This window comes from Terrabacter sp. Root181, from assembly GCF_001428505.1.
Taxonomy (GTDB): domain Bacteria; phylum Actinomycetota; class Actinomycetes; order Actinomycetales; family Dermatophilaceae; genus Terrabacter.
In genome coordinates, this window is sequence record NZ_LMHU01000001.1 from 1,462,616 (window position 1) to 1,481,166 (window position 18,551).

Consider the following 18,551-nt stretch of genomic DNA (forward strand, 5'->3'; position numbering starts at 1 on the left):
CGCCGACCAGATCCTCGCCGGGCTCGACCCGGAGCAGCGCGAGGTCGCGATGGCCCCGCCGGGCCCGCTGTGCATCCTCGCGGGTGCGGGCACGGGCAAGACGCGTGCCATCACCCACCGCATCGCGTATGCCGTCCACTCGGGTGCGCAGCAGCCGCAACGGGTGCTCGCGCTGACCTTCACGGCCCGCGCCGCCGGCGAGATGCGCACGCGCCTGCGCGGGCTCGGGGTGCAGGGAGTCCAGGCCCGCACCTTCCACGCCGCCGCGCTGCGGCAGCTGCACTTCTTCTGGCCGCAGGCCATCGGCGGCGCGGCCCCCGAGGTGATGAGCCACAAGGCCGCGGCCGTCGCCGAGGCGGCGAGCCGGCTGCGCATGCAGTTCGATCGCACCACCGTCCGCGACCTGGCAGCCGAGATCGAGTGGGCCAAGGTCAACCTCCTGACGCCGCAGTCGTATGCCGCCCGCGCCCGTGAGCAGCGCCGTGAGCCCCCGGGTCTCGACCTCACGGCCATGGCACGCCTCTTCGAGGCGTACGAGGACGTCAAGCAGCGCCGCGGGGTCATCGACTTCGAGGACGTCCTGCTGCTCACCGTCGGCATCCTCGACGAGCGGGAGGACATCGCCCGCACGGTCCGGGGCCAGTACCGCCAGTTCGTCGTCGACGAGTACCAGGACGTCAACGACCTCCAGCAGCGCCTCCTCGACCAGTGGCTGGGCGAGCGCAACGACCTCTGCGTCGTCGGCGACCCCGCCCAGACCATCTACTCCTTCACGGGTGCCAGCCCGAGGCACCTCGTCGGCTTCCCCAAGCGCTTCCCGGGCGCCCAGGTCGTGCGCCTCGTGCGCAACTACCGCTCCACGCCCCAGATCGTCGGGCTCGCCAACACGATCGTCGCCTCGGGCACGCAGGCGGCGCGCGACGGGGCGGTGCGCCTGCTGGCGCAGTCCGAGCCGGGTCCCGCGCCCGAGCTGACGAGCTACGCCGACGACCCGGCGGAGGCGGCAGCCGTCGCCGACCGCATCCGCACGCTCGTGGACGGTGGCCACCAGGCCGCCGAGATCGCGATCCTCTTCCGCACCAACGCCCAGTCCGAAGCGTTCGAGTCGGCCCTCACGGATGCCGGGGTCGCCTACCTCGTGCGCGGTGGCGACCGGTTCTTCGCGCGCAAGGAGGTGCGCGACGCCGTCCTGCTGCTCCGCGGCGCAGCCCGGAGCGACGACGGCGAGAAGGCCCTCGGTGAGATCACGCGCGACGTCATCACCGGCGCGGGCTGGTCGCACGAGCCACCAGCGGGCAGCGGGGCCACCCGCGAGCGATGGGAGTCCCTCACCGCGCTCGCGACGCTCGCCGACGACATCGCTGCCGCGGCCCCCGAGGCCCGGCTGCCCGAGCTCGTCGCCGAGCTCGAGCGGCGCGCGGCCGAGCAGCACGCCCCGGCCGTGCAAGGCGTGACGCTCGCGAGCCTGCACGCGGCGAAGGGCCTCGAGTGGGACACCGTCTTCCTCGTCGGTGCCTCTGACGGGCTCATGCCGATCTCGATGGCCGAGGGACCCGACGCCGTCGAGGAGGAGCGGCGCCTGCTCTACGTCGGACTCACCCGGGCGCGCAAGCAGCTCTTCCTGTCGTGGTCCGGCGCCCGCACCCCAGGGGCCCGGGCCACGCGGCGCGTCTCGAGGTTCCTCGCGCCCGCCGCCGACATCCTCGGCCAGGGTGCCCGCAGCGAGGCGAAGTCCAGCGGGTCCAAACGGTCCGCGCCGAAGGTGGCGCGCCGCGCCCACTGCCGTGGGTGCGGTGCCGAGCTCGTCTCCGCCGCGCAGCGCAAGACGGGTCGCTGCGACGAGTGCCCACCCACCTACGACGAGGCGACGTTCGAGCGGTTGCGCACGTGGCGCCTCGCCGTGGCCCGCGAGGCGAGCGTGCCGGCATTCGTCGTCTTCACCGACGCGACGCTCACCGCGATCGCAGAGGGGACGCCCTCCGACGAGGGTGGACTGTCCGTGATCAGCGGTGTCGGCGCGCGCAAGCTCGAGCAGTACGGCAGCGACGTCCTCGCCATCCTCGCCGGCGCCGACCCGCAAGAACTCATCGAAAACCGTTCTGCGGCAAAGGAATCCGCCGGTTAGCAGCACCCGCGCAAAATAAGTTCGGAAAACTTCGTTAAATCAGTTGTTCGCCCGCGAGGCGCACGCGTACCCTTGACGAAGTCAAGCCCAGTGGTCTCGGTGGCCAGCTGGGGCCCGTGAGCAGAAGTGAGGAGGTCGGCCTGATGGACAACACCACGATGACGATGAACGCAGTCTCCTGCGTCCTTTCCGTGCGTCTGCGGCCGACCACCGGCCAGGTCCGCCTTGCGGCCATCCACGCTCCGGAGCAGGGGACCACTGTGTCCATCGCCGCCGTCATGGGCGGCCGCGTCGCCGACTTCCGCGCTCCGATCCAGGGAGACGTCTCGGTCGCCGGCCTCACGTTCCCCGCCTACAAGACCCTCGATGTCGTTCGCTCCCGTTCTGGGAGGCCACCGGTCTGACAAGACCCGAAGCCTCACCTCCAGGCCGCGAACCCGACATCACCGGGTCCGCGGCCTTCGTGTTTCCCGGGGGAGTTTCCCGGCCGAATGCCGCTCCACACCGCACCACCGACACCGACAGATGAGCACCCGACCGGGTGCCTGACAGATCAGGGACACAGATGACTCCCCGGATGCCGAGCAGCAGGACCGAGACGCGCACCACCGGTGCAGGTCTTCGGGCCAAGCCAGACACGAGTGAGCAGGGGCACCCCACCACGGGCGCCCAGGAGACGGAGGTGAGAACGATGCAGCTGAGCGAACTGATCGACATGAGGACCGAGGCGGAGCAGGTCGGCGAGACCATTCCGTGCCGCGACTACGACGCGGAGCTCTGGTTCGCCGAGCGACCCGAGGACGTCGAGTTCGCCAAGACGCTCTGCGGGCTCTGCCCCGCGCGCGTCCAGTGCCTCGCCGGCGCCCTCGAGCGCCAGGAGCCATGGGGCGTGTGGGGCGGGCAGCTGCTCGTCCAGGGCGCCATCGTGGCTCGGAAGCGGCCCCGCGGCCGTCCGCGCAAGCACCCCGTGGCTGCCTGAGCCTGCGTGACCACGCATGACCCAGACGCCAATGGCCCCCGACAGCAACCCTTTCCACAGACCAGGAGATCGTCATGAACCAGCTCGAGATGCTGGCTCGCGACCGGATCAACCAGCGCAGTCAGCGCCAGGAACGCAGCGGCATCCGTCGCAGCGCCCGGCTGATCGCCCAGGAGATCCGCGCCAGTCGACGCCACAGCGAGAAGTGAACGACCGCGCCTCGAGGCGCGTTGCAGGACAACTGAATCGAGTGAGCGAGCCGCGGGTGACGCGCACGTCACCCGCGGTTCCGCACGTCCGGGGACTCGCACTCCGTTCCTGAGCCGGCCGTCCCGCCCCTCCCGTCCGACCCGCGATCCCGCGTGGCGCCACGAACGGCGCCCCGATCGGCGGATACTCGAAGGAGGAGAAGGGAGAACCCCGTGAACACTTCTACCGATGCGGCCACCGACGCCGCTGCCCGTGACGAGACCCTCGTCTGCTCCGGGTGCGGCACGACCCCGCCGCCCGAGGACCAGACCGCGGCCCGGCGCACCTGGAGCCGAGGCACGGATGCCGGACGCACCACGTGGACCTGCGAGCGCTGCAGCCGCGAGAACCTCCGCTCGATCGAGAGCAAGCTCGACCCCGTCTGGTGGTGACGAGCGGTCAGGCGTCGTCGCCCACGGGCGGCAGGTCCGCGCCGGGAAGCAGCTCGTCGACGACGGCTCGCCCGTGCACCGTGCCACCGAGCTGGCTGAGCACCCCGATACCCCCACCCCACACGCGGTGGATGAGGAGGTACTCGGGTGGCAGGTTGAGCTTGTAGGCGACGGCGTAGTTGGGCTGACGCGGGTCGTTGATGTGGGCGAACACGCCCCGGAGCCAGTCCCGGCTGAAGGTGAACGTGTCGGTGCGGAAGGGCGCCATGAACGGCTCGAGGTAGTCGAGCAGGCGCTGCGGGTCCAGGTCGATGGAGTTCTTGACGAAACCGATCGCGCGCAGCCCCTCGAGCACGTCCTCGGCGCTGCCCTCGAGACCGGTGGTGAGCAGCGGCCCGATCTCGGGCGGCATGCCGTCGGGGAGCCGGTTGACGGCCCCGAAGTCGATGACGCCCAAGCGGCCGTCGGGGGTGATCCGGAAGTTGCCGGGGTGCGGGTCGGCGTGCAGCAGCCCGGCCCGGGCCGGGCCGGCCAGCAGGAAGCGCAGGTACAGCTGTGAGGCGGTGTCGCGCTGCTCCTGCGTGCCTTCGGCGATGATCCGCGACAGGGGGAGCCCGTTGAGCCACTCCGACACGATGACGTGCTCGCGGCCGTCGACGACGTGGGGCACGGCGAAGTCGGGGTCGCCGTCGAAGGCCGCTGCGAAGGTCGCCTGCGACTCGGCCTCGAGGCGGTAGTCGAGCTCCTCGGCCATCCGGTCGCGCAGCTCGTCGAGAATCGGGCCGAGCTCGATCCCGGGCACCCAGCTCGCCGCGACCTTGGCCACCCGGCTGATCTGGCGGATGTCGCTCATCAGCGCTGGGCCGGCTCCGGGGTACTGGATCTTGACCGCGACGTCCCGGCCGTCCTTCCAGACGGCCCGGTGCACCTGCCCGATCGAGGCAGAGGCCACGGGGTGGTCGTCGAACGACTCGAACCGGCTGCGCCACCGCGTGCCGAGGTCGCCGCGCAGGACGCCGTGGACCGAGGACGTCGGCATCGGCGGGGCGCTGTCCTGCAGCTTGGTCAGCATGGTCCGGTAGTGCACGGCGAGGTCCTCGGGCAGGGCCGCCTCGAAGATCGAGAGTGCCTGGCCGAACTTCATGGCGCCGCCCTTGAGCTCCCCGAGGACCTGGAAGAGCTGCTGGGCGGTGCGGGCCTGCAGCTCGGCGGCCACGATCTCGGCGGGCCGGCCCCCGAGCCGCTTGCCGAGGCCGAGGGCGGTGCGACCGGCGAAGCCGAGGGGCACCGTGGCGAGCTTGGCGGAGCGCACGACGGCCTTGCGTGGCAGGTCGGTCACGGCGCACCTCCTCGGGCGGTCGGCAGTCTCGTGCGGGCGCGAGCGGTCGGTCCGGCGCCGGCGACCACGAAAGATCGCGCGGCGGCGGGTCGACGCCCCACCCTCGACTCTATGTGTACCCCCCGGGCTGAGGCGTCCGACCATCTGTCCAGCCTTGGCGGGTCGGCCCGGGCCGCCCGCCGACTCCCGCCGACTTCTGCCGACTCCCGCCGACTTCCGCCGGGTTCCCGGCGACGTGGACGTCCGATGGCGTACGCGTGGCGCCCGTCCGCGTACGGCTGTCCCTCCGTCCTGGCCGGCGGTCACGCCCCGCGGCGGAGCCACGCGTCCGCGGAGCCGCCAGCACCTGCGCGGGCACCTGCGCGGGCACCGGTGTCAGGCGTCGTGACGGCGGCAGGGTGCGCCGGGCAGAGCGGGTGGGTCGGCCAGCGGCGGTGGTCCATGCGCGGCCACGGCAGGCTCACCTCGACGGAGACCCCGGGTGGGGGCGGGTGACCTTCGAGGACTCCGGTCACGAGCAGCGTCACGCTGCCGACGACGAGGTGCGCGAGCCCGGGCGTCAGGGCGTCGTGCAGGCCGTCTGGCGGACCGGCGAGCGAGAGCGTCCGCGTGGGCGCGGCCTGGCTCATCAGCATGGGCCACGCCGCGTCGCGGTCGGCGCGGTGCGGGTCGAGGCACCACAGGCAGGGCGAACCGGAGGAGCCGTCGACGAGGGGGCCAACGACGGTGCGCGGTCCGGCCGGTGCCACGGGCAGGTGCGGGATGCCGTGCCGCAGCCACAGGTCACCGCGGCGGGGGTCGACGACGGGCGAGCCGACGAGCACCACGAGGTCGGGTCGGGGCCGGAGGGGTGCGGCGACCGCCCGGTCGACCGCGGCCCGGCCGTGCACGACGGTCGTGCCGGCCTGCGCCAGGGCCTCGGCGATGTCGGAGGCGACGTGGCCGCAGCCGTCGACGACGACGCGTCCGGGTGAGGTGTCCGGCGACGTCGGTGAGCTCGACGCAGCAGTGGAGTCCGTCGTGGTCGGCACACGGTCCGTGACCACGCCGAGGTCGGTCGCGAGCTGGAGCAGCGCCCGCCACCGGGCGAGGTCGATGCCTGCCTCGGCCGCCACCCGGTCGGTCGAGGCGAGGGGCAGGGCGCCGTCGAGCTGCGCGAGCAGGTCGGCCTCGGCCTCGCTGACGCCCGTGACCACCGGACCGCCGGGCAGCACGCCGAACTGGACCTCGCCTCGTCGCCTCGTCAGCGGCCGGAGCCAGACGGGCACGCGGGGGTGGGGCGGCACGGGAGCAGCGGACATCGGACCTCCAGACCCGGTGACGCCACCAGCGGGTGCCACCCTCGGTCGTCAGGCTCGCAGCCGCTCCGGGGTGCGTGGGGCCGTCGTCCACAGCCTCGCCGTCCGGCCCCCGGGAGCCTCAGGTACCGCGCGCCGGCCGGGCACGGCGGGCGCGCGCTACCCCGGGCACGCGCGAAGGGGCGGGACCGTGTGGTCCCGCCCCCTCGATCTGCGGCGTCAGAGACGCCGCCGCGACCTGGTCAGGCCTTGCCCAGAATGCGGTTCAGGTTCGTGCCACAGACGGGGCACTGTCCCTTGGCCATGCGGCGACCGTTGTCGGACACGACAACCTTGCCCTCGGCCTCGCGCTTCTCCTTGCACTTCACGCAGTAGAACTCGCCCTTGTAGGTCTCGTCAGCCATTGATGTCTCCTTGTAGATGGCACCCATCCGACGGGTACCTCGACTCGTTCAACCCTAGAGCACGCTGAGCACGAAATCATGCTCATCCCCGCTTGGCGCGCCCGTGCGGGATGAGGTATGACGCGCGGGAGCGGCCGTGTCGGGCCCGTGCTCCGGGGCGTTGTCCCCACGCTGGCCTACCCTGCCCTCATGGCGACGGTGCGACGTGAGGTGGTGCACACGGTGGTCGACGGGGTGACCGTCGAGGTCCGCCGCAGCGCCAAGCGTCGCCGCACCGTGTCGGCCTACCGACAGGAGGGGCGCCTGGTCGTCCTCGTCCCGGCACGGATGAGCCGCGCCGAGGAGGGGGAGTGGGTGCGCACCATGGTGGCGCGGGTCGCTGCCTCGGAGCAGCGTCGTCAGCGCAGCGACGGCGATCTCGAGCAGCGTGCCCTCGCTCTGTCGCGCGAGCACCTCGGCGGACGGGCGGTCCCGGCGAGTGTGCGCTGGGTCTCCAACCAGAACTCGCGCTGGGGCTCGTGCACGCCCGCGGAGGGCTCGATTCGCTTGTCCGACAAGCTCCGTGGCATGCCGGGATGGGTCGTCGACTACGTCCTGCTGCACGAGCTGGCTCACCTGCTGCAGCCCGGGCACGGCCCGGAGTTCTGGGCGCTGCTGCGCAGCTATCCCCGCCTCGAGCGTGCGCGCGGCTACCTCCAGGGCGTCTCCGCCGCCGCCGGCCTCGACCTCAGCGACGAGTGAGCACGCCCGCCCGCGGGGCCTGACGGCATACGGGCACGTATGCCGTCACGCGCTGCTCCGCACCGGTCGCGGAGTCAGCGTCGCCGCAGCCTCAGACCGGCGTCGACGAGCGGCCGCAGGTCCTCGCGCGTGCCCTCGGGCAGGGCGTCCACAGGCCACCACCTCACGTCGATGGACTCGGTGCTCACGGTCGACTCGGCGGACCGCGGAGTCGTGGCCGCGAAGCGGATGTCGAGGTGCTCGCGGCACGCGCCAAAATCTCCAGAAAGAATGTGGCGATCGAGCTGGGCGATCTCCGGAAACGCCGAGATGTCGGCAATGCCCGACTCCTCACGCGCCTCACGAGTGGCCGCGTGCCACACCGAGGCGTCGCCGGGCTCGAAGTGGCCGCCGAACTGGAACCACGCGCGCGCCCGACGGTGGAGGGTCAGCAGGGCCGACCCGCCGTCCTCGTCGAGCACGATGACGCTGCCTGTGAGGTGGGCCGGTGGGCCGGCCTTGCTCATGGCGTCGGGGTGGGTGTGCAGGTGGTCGAGGAACTCCCGGCGCAGCTGCTCCTGCTGCTCGTCGGGGGGATCCCACGACTCCAGCCGCTCGAGGGCGTCGGCGTGCAGTCGGCGCCAAGCGGCAGCATCGGGTCCCTGCAGGGGCCCACGCGGGCCGGTCGGCACGGCAGGGGCGGAGGGCGCCCCGGTCACCGCTGGGGGCCTGCGTCGCCGTCGGTGTCCTCGCCGTCCTCGGTGTTCTCGGCGTCGTGGGCGTCGGGCTGCTCGCCGCGGGAGCCCGCGTCGCCGGCGGTCGTGCCCGGCGTCGTGCCCGGCGTCGTGCCGCGCTCGCGGTCGGCATCCTCGAGGATGCCCTGGAGCACGGAGTCGAGGTCTGCGCCCAGCCCATCACCCAGCCCCTCGGCGCCTTCGGGCAGCGCGCTCGTGGGGGTCGTGCCGGTCGCCCGCTCGACGAAACCGATCGGGTCGTCGAGGTCGGCCGACGTGGGTGCGAGGTCCGGGTGGGCCCAGCGGCCGTCGCGCAGGGTCGCGCCCCCGGCGCTCTCGAGTGCGGCCCAGAGGTTCGCCGCGTCGCGCAGACGTCGCGGGCGCAGCTCGAGCCCGACGAGACCGGCGAAGGTCTTCTGCGCCGCCCCGCCCACACGGCGACGGCGGATCGTCTCGGCCAGGGCCGCCGACAGGGGCAGGTGCCGCGAGGTCGTGCGGTCGGTGACGTGGTCGACCCAGCCCTCGGCCAGGGCGAGGAGGGTCTCGAGACGGTCGAGCGCGGCACGCTGGGCCGGCGTCGGCTGCGGGCGGAAGAGGTTGCCCTGCAGGGCCGTGCGCAGCGCCTCGGGGTCCGACGGGTCGATGGTCGACAGGGCCGACTCGATGGCGTCGGTGTCGATGGTGATGTTGCGGGCGTAGTCGGAGACGGCCGACAACAGCTGCGGTCCGAGCCACGGCACCTCGGAGAAGAGGCGGACGCGAGCCGCCTCACGGACCGCGAGGTAGAGCCGCACCTGCGCGATGTCGATCTCGAGCGACTCGGCGAGCTCGGCGACGTTGCCCGGAAGGAGTGCGATGACACCCGGCTCTGTCAGCGGGAGGCCGACCTCCGTGCCGGTCACCACCTCGGTGGCGAGCGTGCCGACGGCCTGGCCGAGCTGGGCCGAGAACATCTGGCGGCTGAGGTTGCCGAGCATCGGCGCCCACTGCTCGATCATCTGCCGCGGGTCGAAGCCCTCCGGAAGGCCTTCGGGGAGCGCCTCGCCGAACGCCTCGGGCCCGAGCTCGCCGACCTGCTTGCGCATGGCGTCGGACGTCGCGGCCGTGACGCCGTCCGAGACCGGCTCGATGAGCTCGAACCAGCGCGGCATCGTCGCCTCGACCCACTCGGCGCGGCTCAGGCCGGTCGCCCGCCAGGCGGGGGAGGCGAGGGTGGTCTGCTCGTCGAGCCAGAGGGTCGCGACCGCGACGGCGTCGGCGACCGCGCGGGCCGCCGCCTCGTCGTGCACGTCGTTGCCCTGGGCAGCCATCACGTGCCGGCGGGCGACCTCGGTCGCCAGGTCGCGTGATCCCGTCGGCGACTCCTGGGCGGCCATGAAGGTGCCGAGCTGGGCCCGCATCGCGGCCTGAGTCGCGGGGTCGCGCGGGTCGACACCCATGCTCTTCATCGCCTCGGCGAGCTCGGGGTTGTCGGCGGCCTCGCCGAGCACCTTCTCGAGCATCGCGCCGAGGTCCGAGGGGTCCATGCCCCCGAGGTCGGGCAGGCCCGGGAAGCCCTCGCCGAACCCGCTGCCGAAGCCGCCGCCGAACCCGACCGGGCCGGAGCCGGAGCCGGGCGAGCCGCCTCCGGGGCGGTTCAGCGGCAGACCGAAGGGGGAGTCGCCGGGCGCACGGCCCGGCTCCGCCGGACCGACCTCGTCGTCGGACGCGGCCTGCTGAGCGGAGTCGGCCTGCTGAGCGGGGTCGCCCTGCCGAGCGGGGTCGCCCTGCCCCTCGGCGGGCTCGCCGCCAGGCACCTCACCGGACACGTCGTCCTTGTCGCTGTGGTTGTCGTCACCGCGTCCACGGTCGTCGGCCATGCCTGCTCATCCCCACTCGAACGGATCTCGTGCCGGCCGTCTGGCCGTACACCAAGACAACCACGGATCGACCACGTTGGTTCCCGACCCCGGCGCGCGGTTGCGTGACGCGGGTGCCCGCGCGGCGGCATACGATTGCGGGCGTGACGGTCACCCTTGCCGAGATCCGTGAGACACCTCTGTCGGTCGACGAGGTGCTCACGAGCGTCTCCTCTCCCCGGGCCGGCGGCGTGTGCCTCTTCGTCGGCACGGTCCGCGACCACGACGGGCCCGCGCGTGTCGCGGCCGGCGAGGGGGCCGACCAGACCGTGGCGGCGCTCGACTACTCGGCACACCCGCAGGCGGCCGAGTCTGCGCGGGCGCTCGCCGAGCGGCTCGCAGCCGACGGGCGCTCCGTGCGCCTCGCCGTGGTCCACCGCGTGGGCCATCTCGAGGTCGGTGACATCGCCGTCGTCGTCGGCGTCAGCGCCGAGCACCGGGGGGAGGCGTTCGACGTCTGCCGCGAGCTCATCGACGAGTTCAAGGCGACCATCCCGATCTGGAAGCACCAGCAGTTCGCCGACGGCGCCGACGAGTGGGTCGGGCTCCCGTGAGGACGATCAGGCGCGTGCCGGAGCAGCCCGCCGGCACCGACCTGCCGACGCGTGCCGAGGTGCTCGAGGGTGAGGACAGCGCCAGCCTGACGCGCGGCAACAAGGCGGTCCTGGCCGCCTTCTTCTTCTTCCTCGTCATCATGGTGGTGGGGTCGGTCGTGCACCTGCCCTACGCCGTCATGAGCCCCGGCCCGACGCAGGACACCCTCGGCACCTCGGGCGCGAACGACAAGCCGATCATCTCGATCTCGGGCCTGCCGACCTACCCGACGGACGGCGCGCTGCGGTTCACCACGGTGCGCGTCGAGGGCGGCCCGGGCTATCCCGTCGACGCATGGGACATCCTGCAGGCGTGGGTCGACCCCGCCCGCGACGTCTTCCCGGTCGACGACGTCTTCGACCCGCAGGTCACCCAGGAGCAGGTGGCCGAGGAGAACGCCATCCAGATGGAAGGCTCGCAGGAGGAGGCGACGGCCGTCGCGCTGCGCGCCATCGGCCAGGACGTGCCGACCCACGTCGCCATCGCCGGCATCACCGACACGTCCAAGGCGAAGGGTCTGCTCAAGGTCGGCGACCGGCTCGAGCGCATCGACGGCGAGCCGGTCACGACGACGCAGGTGCTGCGCGACGCGCTCCAGAAGAAGAAGCCGGGCGAGAGCGTGTCCCTGGCGCTCACGCGCGCTGGCAAGGAGCAGACGGTCGACGTGCCCACCGTCGAGGGTCAGGGCGGCCGCACCGCTCTCGGCGTCCTGCTCGGGCTCGACCACGACTTCCCCGCCAAGGTGACCATCGACGCAGGAGCGATCGGTGGCCCCTCCGCAGGGCTGATGTTCTCCCTCGGCATCTACGACAAGCTGACGCCCGGCCCGCTGGCCGCGGGACACCAGGTCGCCGGCACCGGCACCATCGACGACCAGGGCCGGGTCGGCCCGATCGGCGGCATCCGGCAGAAGCTCGCGGGTGCCCGATCCGACGGCGCCACGTCCTTTCTCGCCCCGGCCGACAACTGCGACGAGGTCGTCGGGCACGTGCCCGACGGGCTCGACGTCTTCAAGGTGGGCACGTTCGACGAGGCCCGGACGGCGGTCGAGGCCATCGCCAAGGGCCAGACGGGCTCGCTGCCGCGCTGCTGACGCGGGCGACGCCGACCGGCGCCGACTCACGCCGACCGGCGCTGGTGCTCAGTCCTCGAAGGTGGCCTTGAGGGCCTCGACGAGCCCGGGGGCGATGTCCTTGCCCGTCGCGACGGCGTCGTCCGAGTCGTGGTCGCGCTGGCGCAGCAGGCAGATCGACGTGCCGTCGCGCAGGACGGCCACGACGAGCCGGACGTCCTTGCGGTCCGGGTGGGCCGCGAGGTGGTCGACCGCGTCGTCGCCCCGCGAGGGCAGCTCGCGCTCGGCCTCCGGCGGTACGACCATTCGCTCGATGGCGAAGGCGCAGCCGTCCACCTCGTCGGGCCAGGCGAGCCGACCGAGCAGTGTCTCGAGCGAGCTCGTCGTGGGCAGGCCCTCCTGCTCGATGGCCGTCAGGGCCCCGTCGGCGAGGTCCGAGGGCCCCATCTGGTCGCGCAGCTGGGGCTCGCGCTCGAGCAGGTCGGCCGTGCGCACGAGTGCGAAGAGCCGGGCGGGCTGGTCCCACCCGGAGGCCGCGACGTGGCGCTCGGTGTCGAGGGCGGCGATGGCGAGGGGGTCGATGACGGGCTGCGCGTTCACGCCCCCATGCTGCCGTATGCCGTCCGGTGACCGGCGCGGGCCCGGGCGTACACCGGCTCGCTCCCTTCGTGCTGACAACGCCCGCGGCCGGCCCGCCTGGCCACCCGGCCTGACATCGCGCGGTCTCGTGCGGGTCACGTTGCGGTATCACGCGGCAGGTGCCGCAAGGCCGCGGGTTATGGTTGCCGCAGGCGGCCGAAGGAGGCTGCCCACGGGTCCGCCCGACCACCTGCCCGCCCCAGCACCCAAGGCACTCCACGTGAGCGACAGCAACTTCGGCCCCCCGCCGGGCAACTTCAACGACGACGACTCGGGCCAGCCCCGACGCCCCGACGCGGCCACGCTGCCGCCGACCCGACGCCCGCTCGTCACGTCACTCGTCGTGGCGGCCGCGCTGCTCGTGGTCATCGCCATCGCGGCACAGTTCTGGACCGAGGTGCTGTGGTACCAGTCGGTCGGCTTCGCGGGCGTCTTCAGCACCCAGATCGTCACGAAGGTCCTGCTGGGCCTCGTCGGTGGCCTGCTGACGGCGGCGATGGTGTGGTCGAGCATCCACTTCGCCTTCCGCAACCGCCCGATCTACGCCCCGTCGCCCGACACGCAGGCCATGGAGCACTACCGCCAGCTCGTCGAGCCGATGCGGCGCACGGCCACGATCGCGGCGCCGCTCGCGATCGGGCTCTTCGCCGGCCTGTCGGCGGCGACGCAGTGGGACACCTTCCTGCTGTGGCGCAACGGCAGCCCGTTCGGCACCACCGACCCCGAGTTCGGCCTCGACATCGGCTTCTTCGTCTTCGACCTGCCGTGGATCAACTTCGTCGTCGCGTTCCTGACGATGATCCTCGTCATCGGCTTCATCACGGCCGCGTTCACGCACTACCTCTACGGCGGCATCGTGGCCGGCACCAAGATGCGCTCGACGCAGGCGGCCCGCGTGCACCTCTCGGTCATCGCAGCCGCCCTCGTCCTCGTGCGCGCCATCGCCTTCTGGGTCGACCGCTACAACCTCGCGACGGCCCAGTCGACGAAGATCACCGGCATCCAGTACACCGAGTCGCACGCGATCATCCCGACGAAGGGCATCCTCGCGCTCGCCGCCGTCATGTGCGCGATCATGTTCCTCACGACGATCTGGACGCGTTCGTGGCGCCTGCCGCTCGTCGGCGTCGCGGTGCTCGCGGTCATCGTCGTCGCGGTCGGTGGCATCTACCCGGCCCTCGTGCAGTCGCTCAAGGTGCGTCCGTCGGAGAAGTCCCTCGAGGTGCCCTACATCCAGCGCAACATCGACGCGACACGCGCCGCCTACGGCTTCGACCAGATCATGGTCGACTCCTACGACACGAAGACCGTCGCCACCCAGAACGCCCTTCGTGACGACGCGGCCACGGTGCCCGGCATCCGCCTCATCGACCCCAACGTCGTCAGCCCCACCTTCAAGCAGCTCGAGGCGAGCAAGGGCTACTACCAGTTCGCCGACGTGCTCGACGTCGACCGCTACCAGCTCGAGGGCAAGTCCCAGGACACCGTCATCGCCGCGCGCGAGCTCGACCTCAACGGCGTGCCCGACGGGCAGCGCAACTGGCTCAACGACCACACCGTCTACACCCACGGCTACGGCGTCGTCGCGGCCAAGGGCAACACGCGGGAACCTGACGGTCGTCCGACCTTCATCGAGTCGCAGATCGGTACCGAGGGTGCGCTCGGAAAGTACGAGCCGCGCATCTACTTCGGCGAGAACTCGCCCGAGTACTCCATCGTCGGCGGCAACAAGCAGGAGTTCGACTACCCGGACCCCCAGGGCACCGGGCAGATCAACTACACCTACGCCGGCGTGGGTGGCGTGCAGCTTGACGCCGTCAAGCGGCTCGCGTATGCCGTGAAGTACCGCGAGATCAACTTCCTCCTCTCCGATGCGGTGACCAACGACTCGCGCGTCCTCGACCACCGCACACCTCGTGAGCGCGTCCAGCGCGTCGCGCCGTGGCTGACGCTCGACGGCAACGCCTACCCCGCCGTCGTCGACGGTCGGGTGCAGTGGATCCTCGACGGCTACACGACCTCGGCGAACTACCCGTACTCGCAGACGACGACGCTCGACACGGTGACGGAGGATGCCGTCACGAGCACCCGCACGTCGGTGCGGGCCGTGCAGGCCGGCCAGGTCAACTACGTGCGCAACTCCGTCAAGGCGACCGTGGATGCCTACGACGGCACGGTCACGCTCTACCAGTGGGACGAGCAGGACCCCGTGCTCAAGGCGTGGATGTCGATCTTCCCGGGCACGGTCAAGCCGCTCAGCGACATCAAGGGCTCGCTCATGGAGCACCTGCGCTACCCCGAGGACCTCTTCAAGGTCCAGCGCACGCTCCTGTCGAAGTACCACGACCAGGATGCGGCGTCCTTCTACGGCGGCCAGAACTTCTGGCGCGTGCCCGAGGACCCGACGCAGCCGGCCGAGAACCTACCCCAGCCGCCCTACTACCTCTCGCTCGCGATGCCCGACCAGTCGAGCCCGGCGTTCTCGTTGACCTCGACCTTCATGCCGACCGGTGACCGCAACGTCCTCTCGGGCTTCCTCGCGGTCGACGGCGACGCCGGGAACCAGGACGGCAAGAAGTCGCCCAACTACGGCAAGCTGCGGCTGCTCGAGACGACGGGAGGCTCGGTCAACGGGCCGGGTCTCGTCTACAACGACATGCGGACCTCGTCCGTCACCTCGAACGACGCCTCCCTCGGCCGACAGCTGACACTGGCGCAGTTCATCTCGACGACCTCGTCGACGGGCGCCAGCGTCATCTTCGGCAACCAGCTGACCCTCCCGGTCGGTGGGGGACTGCTCTACGTCCAGCCGATCTACGTCCAGGCCCGTTCGACCGGCTCGGGCACCTACCCGCGCCTCTCGGCCGTCGCCGTCGCCTTCGGCGACAAGATCGCCTGGGCCGGGTCGCTCGACGCAGCGCTCAACGACCTCTTCGGCGGTTCGTCGGGTGCGCAGGCCGGTGACAACGGCACGACTCCCACGCCGACCCCGACGCCCACGCCGGGCAGCACCGCGACGCCCACCCCGACGCCGTCGTCGACGCCGGGCAGCCCCGACGCGGCGGCGCTGTCCAAGGCGCTCAAGGACGCACAGGCGGCCTACGTCGAGGGCGAGGCCGCCCTGAAGCGCGGCGACTTCGCCGCCTACGGCCAGGCACAGGCGAAGCTCAAGGAGGCCCTGACGCGCGCGGTGGAGGCATCGCCGCAGTCGGTGCCGAAGGCGACGCCCTGACGATCCGTCATCGAGCACCACCTGTGGCAGCACGCGAATCGCGTGCTGCCACAGGTCGTTCCGGGCCCGGTCAGCTCGGTTTCGAGCCGGACGCCGCCTCGATTTGGTCCTGCGGGAGGTTTCGCGTAACGTTGCTCTTGCCGACGCGGGGTGGAGCAGCTCGGTAGCTCGCCGGGCTCATAACCCGGAGGTCGCAGGTTCAAATCCTGCCCCCGCTACTGATCGCGTCAGCGATACGAAGGGCCCCAGAGAGATCTGGGGCCCTTCGTCGTTCGCGGGTGCGGTGCACTGGCGCGCCACAGCCCGTCGCGGGAGGCTGGCCCCGAGGCGCCGCGACCAGGCGGCGCGCCGTGGAGGGGGGAACGTGGCGGACGAGACGGCCAGGGAGCGGGCCACGCGACTCATCGCCCGAGGCAACCCGGCGGGACTGCTCTACGGTGCGATCATCACGGGCGCCGTCATGAGCGCCACCGCGAACCACGTGCCCTCCGCGGCCCGTGTCGTCGTCGCGTCCGTCTTCGTGCTCATCGTGTACTGGCTCGCCGACGTCTACGTGCGGGCCTTCGCCGACCAGTTCAACCACGGTCGGTCACCGTTGCCGCGACGGATGGCCGCCGCGATCCGGCACGAGTCTCGCGTGCTCATGGGCGGGGTGCCGGCCATCGTGGTCGTCCTCGTCGCGTCCCTGCTCGGCGCCGAGACCGCGCTCGCGGTCGACCTCGCCCTGTGGCTCACCGTCATCGAGCTCGGTGCGGTCGGCTACCTCGGGGCCCGCTCCGCCGGCTCGAGCCCGCGCACGGCCTTCAGGGAGTCGCTCGCAGCAGCCCTGCTCGGCATCGTCATGGTCGTGTCCAAGACGTTCCTGCACTGAGTTCCGCGCGCACGAGGTGCGCGGCCCTCAGGTGGCGCGTCGGACGAGCGACTCGAGCGACCGCAGGTAGCGGCCGGTGATGCCGCGCTGGGCCCTGCGCCCGACCGGGCCGCTCAACCGTGCCAGGGCGCCGGCGGGTCGCCAGAACGCTCGCACGGTGAAGGTGACTGCCCCGTCGTCGCCGATCGACACGACGAACGACTCCTCCCCGTTCTCGGGATGACCGGGGAGCGTGCCGTAGGCGAAGCCTCGCCGACGCGGTCCCTCGACGACGTCGACGACGCGTACGGGCGCCCGGAGGGACAGCGGCCCCGGGCCGACGCGCAGGTCGGCGACGACCGCCGGCAGGACGAGCGGACTCGACGGGAGCACGCGTACGCCCGCCCCACGCTGGACGGCCCAGCCGAGCAACGCCTCCGTGGCGCGCTCGAGGTCGTCGGCGCCTTGCCCGACCACGGCGCGTCGACGCAGGTGACGGTAGCCGCCCGGCAGGGCTCCCTTGCGCAGGGTCGCACCGACCTCCGGGTAGGTGAGCCCCGCGAGCGCGAGCTCGGCGAGGCGCTCACCGCTGAGCAGGGGCGCGTCCATGCGCCCAGCATGCCCGAACGTCGCGTCCGTGCCCCGGCACCCGCGTCTCCGAGGGCGGCCCGCGCGTCGCCCGGTCCCGACTACGCCCTGCCGCAGCACCTCGCCTCGGCCGCAGCCGCTGGTAGGCCGGTGCGCATCGGCCAGGAGACGAACTACCTCGGGCCCGACTCCACCGAGGTCAAGCAGTCCTTCCACGGGCAGACCCTGACGCGGATGCACGACCAGCTCGCGCCCAGGTCGACGCGCGCGCCTCCGCCTACGCGACCTACGCCGGCATCGCCGTCCACCACTCGACGGGCTATGCCGCCATGGCCCCGTGAACGGCCGGTGACCCGACGCCGACCCGACGGGCGACCCGACGCCGACCCTGCGGGCGACCTGACGCCGACCCGGCGGTGACCACGGAGCGGACGCGACGGCATACGCCGGCCTCCCTCGTCGTTGTCCGGGTGACGCCGCCCACCGGGCGGCCCGGGCACGAGGAGAGAGAGCATGAAGGCCATCGTCATCGACCGGTTCGGCGGACCCGAGGAGCTCCACGAGGCCGAGCTGCCCGACCCGCAGCCCGGGCCGGGTCAGGTCCGGGTGCGCGTCGAGGCCGTCGGGGTCAACCCCGCCGACGGCAAGGCCCGCAGCGGCCTCATTGCCTCACCCGACACGACGTTCCCGCTCGTGCCCGGGCTCGAGGCGGCCGGGGTCGTCGACGCGATGGGCGATGGCGTCACCGATGTCGCCGTCGGCGACCGGGTCGTCGGGTTCGCGGAGGGCGGCGCCTACGCCGAGCTCGCCGTGCTGAGCACGTATGCCGCCCTGCCCGACTCGCTCGACGCCACCGTCGCCGTGTCCCTCCCCGTCGCGGGCGAGACGGCCCGACGGGTTCTGCGCCTGCTCGACGTGCGGCCCGGTGAGACGCTGCTCGTGCACGGGGCGAGCGGCGCCGTGGGGGCGGTCGCGACGCAGCTCGCGGTCGCGAGCGGTGCCACCGTCATCGGCACGGCCTCGGCCGCCAACCAGGACCGGGTGGCGGCCCTCGGCGCCACGCCCACCACGTACGGCGAGGGCTGGCTCGAGCGCGTGCGCGCCCTCGCGCCCTCGGGCGTGGACGCCGTGCTGGACGCCAGCGGGGCCGGCGTCCTCGACGGGTCCGTCGAGCTGCTCGGCGGCGCCGACCGGCTCGTGACGATCGCCGACCCAGCGGCCTTCACCCGGAACATCACCTTCAGCGGCACGTCGGAGCGCTCGGCAGAGGAGCTCGCCGACCTCGTGGCCCGACGGGCGTCCGGTGAGGTCACGACGACGATCTCGCGCGTCCTGCCGCTCGCGGAGGCGGCCGCGGCGCAGCAGCTGAGCGACAGCGGGCGGGCCGGCGGCAAGCTGGTGCTCGTGCCCTGACGAGCCGCCAGCGACGACCCGGTCG

At 72.4% G+C, this 18,551-nt stretch carries 19 protein-coding genes and 1 tRNA gene; 13 read left to right on the forward strand and 7 right to left on the reverse strand.

The window, feature by feature from the left end; genetic code table 11:
- Positions 1–10 precede the first annotated feature (10 nt).
- The 5 genes from ASD90_RS06835 to ASD90_RS06850 all read left to right on the forward strand — a co-directional run bounded on the left by ASD90_RS06835 (position 11) and on the right by ASD90_RS06850 (position 3,745).
- On the forward strand, positions 11–2,125 hold the full coding sequence (locus tag ASD90_RS06835) for an ATP-dependent DNA helicase UvrD2 (RefSeq protein WP_304437880.1): 2,115 nt from the start codon (positions 11–13) through the stop codon (positions 2,123–2,125).
- A gap of 116 nt (positions 2,126–2,241) precedes the next feature.
- Positions 2,242–2,529, forward strand: a complete 288-nt coding sequence (locus ASD90_RS06840; RefSeq protein ID WP_162260181.1) for a hypothetical protein — start codon at positions 2,242–2,244, stop codon at positions 2,527–2,529.
- Positions 2,530–2,816: 287 nt separating this feature from the next.
- On the forward strand, positions 2,817–3,104 hold the full coding sequence (locus tag ASD90_RS06845; RefSeq protein WP_020143058.1) for a WhiB family transcriptional regulator: 288 nt from the start codon (positions 2,817–2,819) through the stop codon (positions 3,102–3,104).
- 74 nt (positions 3,105–3,178) lie between these two features.
- Entirely contained in the window at positions 3,179–3,313 is a 135-nt protein-coding gene (locus ASD90_RS24530; protein WP_255358547.1) for a hypothetical protein, read from the forward strand.
- A 213-nt stretch (positions 3,314–3,526) separates the two neighbouring features.
- On the forward strand, positions 3,527–3,745 hold the full coding sequence (locus ASD90_RS06850) for a hypothetical protein (protein ID WP_056753207.1): 219 nt from the start codon (positions 3,527–3,529) through the stop codon (positions 3,743–3,745).
- 7 nt (positions 3,746–3,752) lie between these two features.
- On the opposite strand, the gene ASD90_RS06855 is transcribed toward ASD90_RS06850, so the two are convergent.
- The 3 genes from ASD90_RS06855 to ASD90_RS23925 all read right to left on the reverse strand — a co-directional run bounded on the left by ASD90_RS06855 (position 3,753) and on the right by ASD90_RS23925 (position 6,786).
- Positions 3,753–5,084, reverse strand: coding sequence for an AarF/ABC1/UbiB kinase family protein (locus ASD90_RS06855; RefSeq protein WP_056753211.1), 1,332 nt, complete (start codon positions 5,082–5,084; stop codon positions 3,753–3,755).
- Positions 5,085–5,386: 302 nt separating this feature from the next.
- On the reverse strand, positions 5,387–6,385 hold the full coding sequence (locus ASD90_RS06860; RefSeq protein ID WP_056753213.1) for a hypothetical protein: 999 nt from the start codon (positions 6,383–6,385) through the stop codon (positions 5,387–5,389).
- 239 nt (positions 6,386–6,624) lie between these two features.
- Positions 6,625–6,786: a DUF5679 domain-containing protein gene (locus tag ASD90_RS23925; RefSeq protein ID WP_020143053.1), complete on the reverse strand. Its 162-nt coding sequence runs from the start codon at positions 6,784–6,786 to the stop codon at positions 6,625–6,627.
- Positions 6,787–6,975: 189 nt separating this feature from the next.
- Between ASD90_RS23925 and ASD90_RS06865 the strand changes: the two genes are divergently transcribed.
- Entirely contained in the window at positions 6,976–7,527 is a 552-nt protein-coding gene (locus ASD90_RS06865; RefSeq protein ID WP_056754580.1) for a M48 family metallopeptidase, read from the forward strand.
- A gap of 74 nt (positions 7,528–7,601) precedes the next feature.
- On the opposite strand, the gene ASD90_RS06870 is transcribed toward ASD90_RS06865, so the two are convergent.
- Positions 7,602–8,225 (reverse strand): NUDIX hydrolase, encoded by a 624-nt coding sequence (locus ASD90_RS06870; RefSeq protein WP_082588519.1) that lies wholly within the window; start codon positions 8,223–8,225, stop codon positions 7,602–7,604.
- Entirely contained in the window at positions 8,222–10,099 is a 1,878-nt protein-coding gene (locus ASD90_RS06875; RefSeq protein WP_082588520.1) for a zinc-dependent metalloprotease, read from the reverse strand. Before ASD90_RS06875 ends, ASD90_RS06870 begins: the two co-directional genes overlap by 4 nt.
- Before the next feature lie 143 nt (positions 10,100–10,242).
- Here ASD90_RS06875 and ASD90_RS06880 point away from each other — a divergent pair, with 143 nt between their 5' ends.
- Positions 10,243–10,692, forward strand: coding sequence for a molybdenum cofactor biosynthesis protein MoaE (locus tag ASD90_RS06880; protein ID WP_056753216.1), 450 nt, complete (start codon positions 10,243–10,245; stop codon positions 10,690–10,692).
- A 14-nt stretch (positions 10,693–10,706) separates the two neighbouring features.
- Entirely contained in the window at positions 10,707–11,825 is a 1,119-nt protein-coding gene (locus ASD90_RS06885; protein ID WP_235506408.1) for a PDZ domain-containing protein, read from the forward strand.
- Positions 11,826–11,873: 48 nt separating this feature from the next.
- Here ASD90_RS06885 and ASD90_RS06890 read toward each other — a convergent pair whose 3' ends face one another.
- Positions 11,874–12,404: a PPA1309 family protein gene (locus ASD90_RS06890; protein ID WP_082588521.1), complete on the reverse strand. Its 531-nt coding sequence runs from the start codon at positions 12,402–12,404 to the stop codon at positions 11,874–11,876.
- Positions 12,405–12,663: 259 nt separating this feature from the next.
- Between ASD90_RS06890 and ASD90_RS06895 the strand changes: the two genes are divergently transcribed.
- The 3 genes from ASD90_RS06895 (at position 12,664) to ASD90_RS06905 (ending at position 16,546) form a co-directional block, all read left to right on the forward strand.
- The gene (locus tag ASD90_RS06895; RefSeq protein WP_056753221.1) at positions 12,664–15,675 is read left to right on the forward strand and encodes a UPF0182 family protein; all 3,012 of its coding nucleotides are present in this window, start codon (positions 12,664–12,666) and stop codon (positions 15,673–15,675) included.
- A 144-nt stretch (positions 15,676–15,819) separates the two neighbouring features.
- Positions 15,820–15,893 (forward strand) — tRNA-Met (locus ASD90_RS06900).
- Between the two features lie 146 nt (positions 15,894–16,039).
- On the forward strand, positions 16,040–16,546 hold the full coding sequence (locus ASD90_RS06905) for a hypothetical protein (RefSeq protein ID WP_056753224.1): 507 nt from the start codon (positions 16,040–16,042) through the stop codon (positions 16,544–16,546).
- Positions 16,547–16,573: 27 nt separating this feature from the next.
- Here ASD90_RS06905 and ASD90_RS06910 read toward each other — a convergent pair whose 3' ends face one another.
- The gene (locus tag ASD90_RS06910) at positions 16,574–17,134 is read right to left on the reverse strand and encodes a DUF1990 family protein (protein WP_056753225.1); all 561 of its coding nucleotides are present in this window, start codon (positions 17,132–17,134) and stop codon (positions 16,574–16,576) included.
- 9 nt (positions 17,135–17,143) lie between these two features.
- Between ASD90_RS06910 and ASD90_RS23400 the strand changes: the two genes are divergently transcribed.
- Positions 17,144–17,533 (forward strand): hypothetical protein, encoded by a 390-nt coding sequence (locus tag ASD90_RS23400; RefSeq protein ID WP_157623033.1) that lies wholly within the window; start codon positions 17,144–17,146, stop codon positions 17,531–17,533.
- A gap of 93 nt (positions 17,534–17,626) precedes the next feature.
- Positions 17,627–18,526 carry an NADP-dependent oxidoreductase gene (locus ASD90_RS06915; protein ID WP_056753229.1) on the forward strand — a complete coding sequence of 300 codons (900 nt, stop codon included), beginning with the start codon at positions 17,627–17,629 and terminating at the stop codon, positions 18,524–18,526.
- The last annotated feature ends 25 nt before the right edge of the window (positions 18,527–18,551 follow it).

Coding starts and splice junctions, on each gene's coding strand:
- ASD90_RS06910 (WP_056753225.1), bottom strand. CDS start 17,134: ATGGACGCGCCCCTGCTCAGCGGTGAGCGCCTCGCCGAGCTCGCGCTC.
- ASD90_RS06845 (WP_020143058.1), top strand. CDS start 2,817: ATGCAGCTGAGCGAACTGATCGACATGAGGACCGAGGCGGAGCAGGTC.
- ASD90_RS06860 (WP_056753213.1), bottom strand. CDS start 6,385: ATGTCCGCTGCTCCCGTGCCGCCCCACCCCCGCGTGCCCGTCTGGCTC.
- ASD90_RS23400 (WP_157623033.1), top strand. CDS start 17,144: ATGCCCGAACGTCGCGTCCGTGCCCCGGCACCCGCGTCTCCGAGGGCG.
- ASD90_RS06875 (WP_082588520.1), bottom strand. CDS start 10,099: ATGGCCGACGACCGTGGACGCGGTGACGACAACCACAGCGACAAGGAC.
- ASD90_RS06915 (WP_056753229.1), top strand. CDS start 17,627: ATGAAGGCCATCGTCATCGACCGGTTCGGCGGACCCGAGGAGCTCCAC.
- ASD90_RS06865 (WP_056754580.1), top strand. CDS start 6,976: ATGGCGACGGTGCGACGTGAGGTGGTGCACACGGTGGTCGACGGGGTG.
- ASD90_RS23925 (WP_020143053.1), bottom strand. CDS start 6,786: ATGGCTGACGAGACCTACAAGGGCGAGTTCTACTGCGTGAAGTGCAAG.
- ASD90_RS24530 (WP_255358547.1), top strand. CDS start 3,179: ATGAACCAGCTCGAGATGCTGGCTCGCGACCGGATCAACCAGCGCAGT.